This window comes from Candidatus Methylomirabilota bacterium (assembly GCA_036005065.1).
In the GTDB taxonomy this organism is placed as follows: Bacteria; Methylomirabilota; Methylomirabilia; order Rokubacteriales; family DASRDR01; genus DASYQW01.
The window spans coordinates 1-9,388 of record DASYQW010000278.1; the positions used below are offsets into that span (position 1 = coordinate 1).

Below are 9,388 nucleotides of genomic sequence, written 5' to 3' on the forward strand. Positions count from 1 at the left end.
GCGGGCCGGCTTCTTCGTCGGGCAGTCCTCGGGCGCCTACATGGTGGGCGTGGAGCGCGTCGCTCGTCGCGAGCGGCGGGGCCGCTTCGTGACGGTGTTCAACGACATCGGGGAGCGCTACTTCTCGACTCGCCTGTGGGATTGAGCCGACGCCGGGGGCCAGCTCGCCCTCTGCGCCCGAACTCTGTTCGCGCTCGGCCGCCCGACGCGGTATAGTCTTTCCCCGGTAACGGCACCGGTCGGCTCGACACAGGTACGCACGCACCCATACAGGAGGGCCGCCATGGCGATGCAACCCGCACTGTCCTCACGTCTCTCCCGTCGCCGTTTCCTGACGGGGGCCGTCGCCGCCGGCGTCGCCGGGCTCGGCACGGGGCTGTCGCTCCCCCTCCACCCCTCCGCCCGGGCGTGGGCGCAAGCCTTGCCGACCCCGGATGAGGCGCTCAAGGCGCTGATGGACGGCAACCAGCGGTTCGTGACCGGCACCATGACCTCGTTCGAACGGGACAAGGAGATGCTGCGGCAGAAGACGGCCCTCAGGCAAACGCCCTTTGCGGCCATCCTCTCGTGCGCCGATTCCCGCGTGCCCGTCGAGATCGTCTTCGACCAGACCATCGGAGACCTGTTCGTGGCCCGCGTGGCCGGGAACGTGGCCTCCCCGGAAATGATCGCCAGCCTGGAGTACGGCACGATCGTCCTGGGTGCCCGGGTGCTCATGGTGCTCGGCCACTCGGCCTGTGGGGCCGTGACGGCGACGATCGCGGCCCGGGCCGTCCCCGGACAGATCAGCGGCCTCTACTCGTTCATCCGGCCCGCCGTCGACCAGGCCGGCACGGACCCGGAGGCGGCCAGCAAGGCCAACGTCAAGTACCAGGTCGGGCTCCTCCGGCGGGCCTCGCCCGTGATCGCGGGCCTGATCGGGGAGAAGAAGTGCCGGGTCGTCGGCGCCTACTACGACGTCGCGAGCGGCGCGGTCACGCTCCTCGAGCCCTGATTCCCACGCGCAGGGAATCACCGACGCCCTGACGGTTGCCGGTCCCTCCGAGCGGCGGCTTAGCCGCCGCAACGGTCCTGGAGGAGGTCTCGGAGGGGGCCGCCGAGGCCCCCTCCGAGAAACTATCGGATCGCGCCCCGGCGGCGCCACCAGCCCTGCACGAGACCGTCCACGACCTCGGCGAGCTGGGCCAGCGTCCGGCACTCCCGCACCACGTCGCAGTGAGGCGCGTAGAGCGGCATCACCGAGTCCCCGACGCCCCAGCCCCACTGGCCCTCCGGGTTGAGCCAGATGATCCCTTTCACGCGCTCGCGCATGAGCCGGAGCGTCCAGGCCTGGGGGTCGTTGTAGTTGTTGCGGGCATCCCCCAGGATCAGCAGCGTGGTCTTCCGATCGAGCCGCTCCACCGATTCCCGGCAGAAGCGGGCGAACGCGTAGCCGAAGTCGGAGCGGCTGTGGTAGTCCACCCGCGCGCCGCCGAGGGCGTACTCCACCGCCCGCTCGACGGGAAGGGATCGGAAGGCCTCGGACACCTCGGCGATCTCGGAGACGAAGGCGAAGCTCTGGACCTTGGAGAAGCAGTCCTGGAGGTTCCAGACGAGCTGCAGCATGAAGCGAGAGGCGTTGCGGACGGAGTCGGAGACGTCGCACAGCGTGACGAGCCGGGGCTTCTCCCGATGGCGGCGGCGCCACTTGAGCTCGAGGGGTACCCCGTCATACTGGAGGCTCGCCCGCACGGTGCGCTTGGGGTCGAGCTTCCCCCGCTGCTCGCGGCGCTGCCGGAGCGCCAGCGCATCCTTGATCTTGCGGGCCAGCCGGGCGACCACGGCCTTCATCTGGGCCACCTCGTCGGCCGACAGGGTGAAGAGCGGCTTGTCGGCCAGGAGCTCGCGCCGCAAGCGCTCCTCGTGCCGGTAGCCCCGGCGGTGGAGCTCGCGCTCGACGTGCTGGCGGATCAGCCGCCGGAAGGCCTCCAGCCGAAGCTCCATGTAGGTCCGCAGGCGGGCGAGGGCCCCGGGATCCATGCCCTGCGCCTCGGCTGCCGCGATCAGGGCTTCCAGGTCGCCCTCGATGGCCTCCCACGGGAACTGCTCCCAGATCCGGCGCGAGAAGTAGCCCACCTGCAGGAAGTAGAAGAGCCGCTCGAGCCCGACCCCCCGGCCGCCCCGGCGAATGGCCAGCTCGAGTTCGGAGGCCTCGGCGAGCAGCAGGAGCTCCGTCAAGGGATCCAGCTCGGGCGAGCCCTCGCCGAGCAGCCGCTCGAGGAGTCCCTGAGCCCAGGGGTCCTTGCGGCCCAGGGCCTTGGCGGTCTCGGCACCGAGGGCCTTGAGGTCGAAGAAGTAGAGATCGAAGAGGCGATTGAACGCCGGGAGGTCGCGGGCCTCCTTGACGAGGGTGGCGGCCAGGGCCGCCCGGAAGCCGTCGCGGTCGGCCAGCCCCACCTCGGCCGCCGCCTGGAGCGCGTCGAGCGCCTCCATGGTCGACACGCGGATCTCCGCGCGCCGGAGGTCCCCGACGAACTCCAGGATCCGATCGTCCATCTATGAGCCGGGGAGTCCCGCGGCCTCCCCCCTCGGGCTCAGAGATTGTCCTCGGGCAGCACCTGGCGCTCGTGCACGATCAGGGACTGGCCCGCGAAGCTGAGAAAGCCCTGCTGGGCGAGCTGCCGGATGAGGCGTGAGGTCGTGGCCCGGGTGGTCCCGGCGAGCGCCGCGATGTCCCGCTGGCGGGGCGCCTTCGGGAAGATGAGGTGCGGCCCCTCGCGCCGGCCCTGGCGGGCGCCGAGCTGGAGAATCGCCCGCACGATCCGGCCGGCCGCGTCCACGGTGGCGAGCGTCGCGATCTGCTTGTCGGCCTCGCGCAGCCGACTGGAGACCTCGATGAGCAGCTTGCGCGCGATGGTGGTGTTCGTCTCCAGGAGGCGGAAGAACGCCTCCTGCGGCAGCTCCAGGAGCTCCGACCGCGTCGCGGCGATGGCGTCGGCCGAGCGGGGCCGCCCGTCGATCAGGCTCAGTTCCCCGAAGTAATCGCCGGGGCCCAGCTCGGCCAGGACGACCTCGCGCCCCTGCCGAGACAGGGAGATCTTGATCCGTCCGGCCCCGACCAGGAAGAAGGAGCGTCCCGGATCGCCCGCGTGGAAGACGTAGGCGTCCTTCGGCACGTCGCCCCGGCGGAGCACGCTGGCCAGGGCCAAACGCTCGCCGAGCGACAGGTCGCCGAAGAGGGCCGTCCGCTTGAGCATCGCGGAGACGACGGTCTCCGACATCTCTTCCCTCCCTCGCGGCTCCTCGGGCGGCCCCGACTCGCTGGCAGCTAGCCGGGGTCCGCGAGGACCTTGTCGAGGCTCGCCTTCACCCGCTCGAGGTCCCGCTCGTACTTCACCAGCAGCGTGAGGGTCGATTCGACCAGGCCGGGGTCGAGCCGGTCGGCGTTGAGGATCACCAGCGACCGGACCCAGTCGAGGCTCTCCGAGATCGACGGGGCTTTGCGGAGCTCCATGGCCCGGATCCGCTGCACCGCGGTCACGACTTCCCTGGCGAGCCGCTCGGAGACCTCTGGCACCTTGAGGCGGATGATGGCCAGCTCTTCGGCCGCCGTCGGAAAGTCGATGAACAGGTGGAGGCAGCGGCGCTTGAGCCCGTCCGTCAGCTCACGGGCGTTGTTCGACGTCAGGACGACCAGCGGCAGGTGGCGGGCCTTGATCGTTCCCAGCTCCGGCACCGAGACCTGCCAGTCGGACAGCACCTCGAGCAGGAAGGCCTCGAACTCGACTTCGGCCTTGTCGATCTCGTCCACCAGCAGCACGGAGGGCTCCTCGGCCATGATTGCGCCCAGGAGCGGACGGGGCGAGAGGAACCGGTAGGAGAAGAAGGCGTCCTCTTGCCGCGCCACGCGGTCGACGGCGTCGGCCAGCGACGGCGCGTCCTGGATCAGCTCGCCGATCCGCTCGCGCAGGATCTGGGTGTAGAGAAGCTGCTTGGCGTACTTCCACTCGTACAGCGCCTTCGCCTCGTCCAGCCCCTCGTAGCACTGGAGCCGGATCAGCGGGCGGCCGACCGCCTCGGCGAGGACCTTGGCCAGCTCAGTCTTCCCCACGCCGGCCGGGCCTTCCACCAGGATCGGGCGGCTCATGCGAGCCGCCAGATAGACGACGGTGGCGATCCGCCGGTTGGCGATGTACTGGCTCGCCTGGAAGCGCTCCTGGACCTGCTCGACGGACGCGAACATGCGTGTCTCCTCGGGAACCTGCGAGTCGTGCCCCGGCATCTCCAGGCCCACGCACGCCCATGGATGATACCGCGGCGCCGCTCCGCGCGCCAGTTCCGGCTGGCCCGTGCCAGCCGCCGCGGCGCGCCATCCCTTGTCCCAGGTGGGAGGGCGGGGTACGCTGGGCAGCGTGACCGACCCGGACGCGGACGCGCGCCGCTACCACCGCCGGCAGTTCGTCCTCACGGTCGCCGACTTCGGCCTGACCGTCGCGCTTCTCGTCGCCTGGCTGTGGAGCGGGGCGGCCGCCGGCTTGGCGCGGACGCTCGCCGCTCGACTCCCCCCTCCCGCCGTCGTCGCGCTGCTGTTCCTGGCGCTCGGCGCCTCCAGCCTGGTGCTGGCGGCCCCGCTCGACCTGCTCCGGGGGTACATCCTCCCCCGCCGGGCCGGCCTGCTCGACCAGTCCCTCGGGGGATGGCTCGCCGACAAGGCCAAGGCGCTCGTCCTGGGCGGCGCGCTCGGGCTCGGCGCCGTCGAGCTCATCTATAGCCTGCTCGCCTGGAGCCCCGACTGGTGGTGGCTGTGGAGCGCGGCCGGGCTGGCCGCCGCCAGCGTCGTGCTCACGGCGGCGGTCCCGGTCTGGATCGTGCCGCTGTTCTACCGCCTCACGCCGCTTCAGGACCCGGAGCTGCGCGAGCGCCTGCTCGCCCTGGCCGCCCGGGCGGGCGTGCTCGCGGCCGAGGTCGCGGTGGCCGACTTCTCACGCAAGGGACGCACCGCCAACGCGGCGGTGGTGGGGCTCGGCCGGACCCGCCGGATCCTGGTCAGCGACACGCTGCTCTCGAGCTTTCCGCCCGAGGAGATCGAGGTCGTCCTCGCGCACGAGCTCGCCCACCACGCGCGCGGGCACCTCCACCAGGCGCTGTCCCTCCAGGGCGTCCTGCTCCTCGTGGTGTTCGCCGCCGCTCACGCGGCGCTCGCCCTGGCCGGGGCCCCCCTCGGGCTCACCGGCATGGCCGACCCGGCCGGCCTGCCGCTGCTGGGACTCATCCTCACGGCGCTCGGCCTCCTGGCGACGCCGGTCGCGGCCGCCTGGTCGCGCCGGTTGGAGCGCGAGGCCGACGCCGCCGCCCTCGACGTGACGCGGGCCCCCGGCGCCTTCGTGGCCGCCATGGAGCGGCTCGGCCGGCTGAACCTCGCCGAGCGGCGGCCGAATCGGCTGAAAGAGCTGCTCTTCGCGACGCATCCATCGCTCGAGCAGCGCATCGCCCGCGCGCGGGCGGCCGCCGAGCGCCTGGCGGGGGCGGCCTAGCCGTGTGTCGGAGCAGCCCGGCGCCGACCATCGAGCGCGTGGTGCATCGAGGAGTGCTCCGAGCGGCGGCTTCGCCGCCGCCACTTTGGGTGCGCGCGCCTCGGACGGCGGGGCCCCAGCCCCGCGACGTCTTGCGGCGCGCCGTTAGGGGGGGCATCGGGGGGGTCTTCCGAGACCCCCCCGAAATCGACCTAGCGGCCTTCGGCGACGATGCGCGCCCAGATCCGGTCGATCGCGCCCCGCAGCTCCGGACTCGCGGCCGCCCGCTGAGCGTCCAGGTACTCTTTGGCCGCCCGCCCCAGGACCAGGAGCGACTGCTCGGCCATGCCCCGGACCACCGGGTCGGGATCGAGGAGCTTGGTCGCCTGGCAGATGGGGCGGATGCCCTGCTTGAGATCGTCCGTCTCGGCGACGCTCTGAAGCTTGCCGTCCGCGCCGAAGGTCAGCGTGGCCCGGATCTCGCCCCGATTGCCGGCTTCGGGCCTGACCCGCGCGCGCGCCGTCACCGCGTAGCCGCCGCCCACGGCCGTCGTGACCGCCGGGGCCTTGTCAGCCGCGGCGAATGCGAGGAAGCCGTCCTGGTGGAGCTCCTCGGACAGACGCAGCCAGGCCCGGGCCGCCTCCCGCGCCTGGGACGTCGTCTTGACCGGCGAGAGTGCCGCCCGGAAGAACGCCTCCAGCGCCTGACCATCGGTCAGGTGTTCGACCGCCTCGTCCGGCCGCACGACGAAGAGATTGTTCGCCCGCAGGGGCTCGGGGGGGACCAGCCCCACCGGATACTGCTGGAAGCGAAGGACATAGAAGAGGTGGCCCGGGAACGCGCGCGACAGGGCCGTGCTGCGAACGGGGACGAGCTTGCGATCCGCCGCGATCTCGCGGCCCGCTCCTCCCGTGAGCGCGGCGAGCTTCCCTTCGACCAGCCGGCGCCCGCGCTCGTCGGCGGCTCCGGATTGCTTTGGCACCCCCGGGCGCCCCGTTTCCTCGGCCCGCGCCCCGCCGCCGCCGAGCGCCACCACGACGGCAAGGGTGAGGGCACCGATCAGCTTGACGAACATCGCCGCCGGCACCTCCGGCAGTTTTTCCCAGTATACCGCCCTCCACGCGGATCACGCCGGCGCCCGCTCAGCGCAGGCCCCGCGCCAGACGGCGACTTTCGGGCCGCATCCGGAGCCACACCGTCGACGCGAGGCCGGCCGCCCCGCCGAGGCCGAGGAGACCATAGGCCCAGCCCCAGTCCGTGTACGGCCGGCCGGTGTTGGTCACGTCCAGGACCACCCCGAACGCGGACTGGGCGGCGGCGCCCGCCGCGAAGCCGACCAGCGAGCGAAGGGCCAGGGCCGAGCCCAGGACGTGGGGAGCCACCGCTTCGGTGAGGCCGACCGAGAGGACCGGGGAATCGCCGACGGCGCTGAAGCCGTAGACGAGCCCCACCAGCAGCAGCACCCAGAATGGCGCCGCGGTGAGCCAGCCGAACATGAGGGAGCACGTCGTGCTGACAGAGAGCATGGCGATGATCACCGTCGTCCGTCCGAAGCGGTCGGAGAGATAGCCGGCGGTGAGCGAGGCGATGAACCCGGTCAGGTGGAAGAGCGCCGTGACCCGGGCGCCGCCACCGGTCGCCCGCCCGAGGTCGAGGCCCTCCCGCATGAGCGCCGCCGACAGGAACGCCGGGGTCCAGGCCCACATCCCGAGCAGCTCCCACGAGTGGAACGTGTAGGCCGCGATGAGAAGGAGCGCCCCCGGGTTCCGCAGGACCTCCGACGCGAACCCCTGCCCCGCCGCCCGAGGGTGAATCCGGGTCGGCATCCCCCGAACGCTCCAGGCGGCGATCACCGCCGCCGCCACCGGGCCGAGCGAGGCTGCGATCAGGGCCCACCGCCAGCCGCTGTGGGCCAGCACGAGCCCGGTGAGCAGCAGGGAGCCGGCATAGCCGATCGAGGTGGCGGCCAGGAAGAAGCCCGTGGCCCGCCCGCGGGTGGCCGGCGGAAAGCGGTCGGCGAGCAGGATGAGCCCGGGCGTGTAGTTGCCACCGATCAGCAGGGCGGTGAGGCCATAGAGAAGAGCGGCGGAGAGCGGCCCGTCGGCGAAGAGGGCGAAGGCCATCGCCGCTGGCGCTCCGGCCAGGCTCGACCACAGAAAGACCGGGCGCGCCCCGATGCGGTCCGCGAGCAGGTTCCAGGTGACGAGCGAGATCGCGTAGCCGATCTGGAAGGCGGAGGCGACCGACCCGGCGGCGGCCGCCGACATGTCCCACTCCTTCTGAAGCACCGGGAGGACCGCGGCGTAGCTCGTGAAGACCAAGGCCATGAGGAAGCGCGAGAGACAGATTCCGGCCAGCCAGATCGCGTCCGCGCGCTCGGGCGCCCGCGCCATCGAAGGGGAGAGACCGGTCCGGGGCTACTTCTGGCCCGGAGCCGAAGGTCGGGAGGCCCGGGGCCCGAGAGGGATGACTCCGCCATCCACGAAGAGGGTCGACCCGGTCGTGGCCCGGGCCTCGGCCGCCAGGAACACGGCCGCTTCGGCCAGGTCCTCCACCTGGGGGATGTCCGGGGTCGAGACGGCCCGGCGCCCTTCCTCGTAGACCTCGGGCGGCCAGTCGACGAAGCCGGTGTCGACCAGGCCCGGGGCCAGGTTGTTGACCCGAATGGTCGGACCGAAGGCGCGGGCCAGCGATCGGGACAGCGAGGTGAGCCCCGCCTTGGAGGCGCAGTACGCCATCGAGGAGCCCATCCCGTGGAAGGCGGCCACCGAGGTCACGTTGATGATGACGCCTCGTCCCTGTCGTTGCATGTAGGGGATCGCGTGCTTGATGCAGTACCAGGCGCCGAGGAGGTTCACCCCGAGGGTCTTCTGCCAGACCTCGTCGGTGAGGGCCTCCAGATCCGTGTGCGGCGTCGGCCGGGTCCAGCCCGCGTTGTTGACGAGGATGTCCAGCCGGCCCCACTCCTTCGCCACGGCTTCCACGAGCCGGCGGGCGTCCGCCTCCTTCGACACATCGCCCTGGAGAGCGACGGCGTGACCGCCGGCGGCCTTGATCCGGCGGGCGGTGTCCTCGGCCTTGTCGCGGGACTTCGAGTAGTTCACGGCGACCTGGCCGCCCTCTCGGGCGAAGGCCAGCGAGATGCCGCGGCCGATCCCGGTTCCTCCACCCGTGACGAGCGCCACTTGCCCCTTGAGCCTCACGGCGGTCTCCTATCCGATGGGTTGGTGAATGATCATCGGCACCCCGTGAGTGGCGGCTGGCCCCAGCACGAGTCCCACCGCGTCCTGCCGGAAGGAGAGCCCGCGCGCCGCCAGGCGGGCCGCGATGTCCGGGATGTCCCGCGTCATGAGGCGCAGGATGGAGATCCCCGGCTTCCCGGAGGTCGCCGTGGTGGACGACAGCTGAAGCGCCACGCCCCCGACGGCGAGCTGCGCGATGGACCAGTCCGGGTGCGAGATCCGGATCGGCAGACCGAAGAGATCGCGATACAGGTGGGTGGTGCGCTGGACGTCCTCGACGATCAGGTGGACCACCGTCATCGTGAGCAATCCCCCCGTCGAGGGCGGGGTCTCGCCCGGGGTCGCCAGCTCGACGAGGATGCCGGCACACGACCTCGGATGCACGAAGGCGATCATGCCGGCGAGCCCCTTGCGCGGCTTGGCGTCGATCATCTCCACGCCGGTCCCCACGAAGCGCTGCACGTCCCGCCCGACGTTGTCCGATTCCAGGCAGAGGTGATGGAGCCCTTCGCCGCGCTGGGCCAGAAACCGCGCGACGCCCGTGTCCGGCACGGTCGGCTCGATCAGCTCGATCTCGCACGCTCCACAGGCGAGCAGCGCGGCGCGCACGCCCTGGTCCTTCACCTCCGCCTCGCGGATGAGCGGAAGCCCGA

9 protein-coding genes are annotated in these 9,388 nt (G+C 71.9%); 2 read left to right on the forward strand and 7 right to left on the reverse strand.

The features are described from left to right. Positions 1 to 283 precede the first annotated feature (283 nt). Positions 284 to 994: a carbonic anhydrase gene (locus VGW35_19055; protein ID HEV8309766.1), complete on the forward strand. Its 711-nt coding sequence runs from the start codon at positions 284 to 286 to the stop codon at positions 992 to 994. Between the two features lie 122 nt (positions 995 to 1,116). On the opposite strand, the gene VGW35_19060 is transcribed toward VGW35_19055, so the two are convergent. The 3 genes from VGW35_19060 to VGW35_19070 are packed head-to-tail and all read right to left on the reverse strand — an operon-like array spanning position 1,117 to position 4,222. Then, positions 1,117 to 2,535, reverse strand: a complete 1,419-nt coding sequence (locus tag VGW35_19060; GenBank protein ID HEV8309767.1) for a VWA domain-containing protein — start codon at positions 2,533 to 2,535, stop codon at positions 1,117 to 1,119. 38 nt (positions 2,536 to 2,573) lie between these two features. Beyond that, positions 2,574 to 3,260: a Crp/Fnr family transcriptional regulator gene (locus tag VGW35_19065; protein HEV8309768.1), complete on the reverse strand. Its 687-nt coding sequence runs from the start codon at positions 3,258 to 3,260 to the stop codon at positions 2,574 to 2,576. Between the two features lie 47 nt (positions 3,261 to 3,307). Continuing rightward, a complete protein-coding gene (locus tag VGW35_19070; protein ID HEV8309769.1) occupies positions 3,308 to 4,222 on the reverse strand; it encodes a MoxR family ATPase in 915 nt (304 codons plus the stop codon). A gap of 169 nt (positions 4,223 to 4,391) precedes the next feature. On the opposite strand from VGW35_19070, the gene VGW35_19075 reads away from it, so the two are divergent. Beyond that, complete coding sequence (locus VGW35_19075; GenBank protein ID HEV8309770.1) at positions 4,392 to 5,513, forward strand: M48 family metalloprotease; 1,122 nt, start codon at positions 4,392 to 4,394, stop codon at positions 5,511 to 5,513. Positions 5,514 to 5,704: 191 nt separating this feature from the next. Here the strand turns inward: VGW35_19075 and VGW35_19080 are convergent, their stop codons facing one another. The 4 genes from VGW35_19080 to VGW35_19095 all read right to left on the reverse strand — a co-directional run. Then, positions 5,705 to 6,568, reverse strand: coding sequence for a hypothetical protein (locus VGW35_19080; protein ID HEV8309771.1), 864 nt, complete (start codon positions 6,566 to 6,568; stop codon positions 5,705 to 5,707). Positions 6,569 to 6,635: 67 nt separating this feature from the next. Next, positions 6,636 to 7,886 (reverse strand): MFS transporter, encoded by a 1,251-nt coding sequence (locus VGW35_19085; GenBank protein HEV8309772.1) that lies wholly within the window; start codon positions 7,884 to 7,886, stop codon positions 6,636 to 6,638. 24 nt (positions 7,887 to 7,910) lie between these two features. Beyond that, entirely contained in the window at positions 7,911 to 8,696 is a 786-nt protein-coding gene (locus VGW35_19090; GenBank protein HEV8309773.1) for an SDR family oxidoreductase, read from the reverse strand. 9 nt (positions 8,697 to 8,705) lie between these two features. Further along, positions 8,706 to 9,388 (reverse strand): VOC family protein (locus tag VGW35_19095; GenBank protein HEV8309774.1); only part of this gene is annotated, 683 nt, incomplete at its 5' end.

Coding starts and splice junctions, on each gene's coding strand:
- VGW35_19055 (HEV8309766.1), top strand. CDS start 284: ATGGCGATGCAACCCGCACTGTCCTCACGTCTCTCCCGTCGCCGTTTC.
- VGW35_19060 (HEV8309767.1), bottom strand. CDS start 2,535: ATGGACGATCGGATCCTGGAGTTCGTCGGGGACCTCCGGCGCGCGGAG.
- VGW35_19065 (HEV8309768.1), bottom strand. CDS start 3,260: ATGTCGGAGACCGTCGTCTCCGCGATGCTCAAGCGGACGGCCCTCTTC.
- VGW35_19070 (HEV8309769.1), bottom strand. CDS start 4,222: ATGTTCGCGTCCGTCGAGCAGGTCCAGGAGCGCTTCCAGGCGAGCCAG.
- VGW35_19080 (HEV8309771.1), bottom strand. CDS start 6,568: ATGTTCGTCAAGCTGATCGGTGCCCTCACCCTTGCCGTCGTGGTGGCG.
- VGW35_19085 (HEV8309772.1), bottom strand. CDS start 7,886: ATGGCGCGGGCGCCCGAGCGCGCGGACGCGATCTGGCTGGCCGGAATC.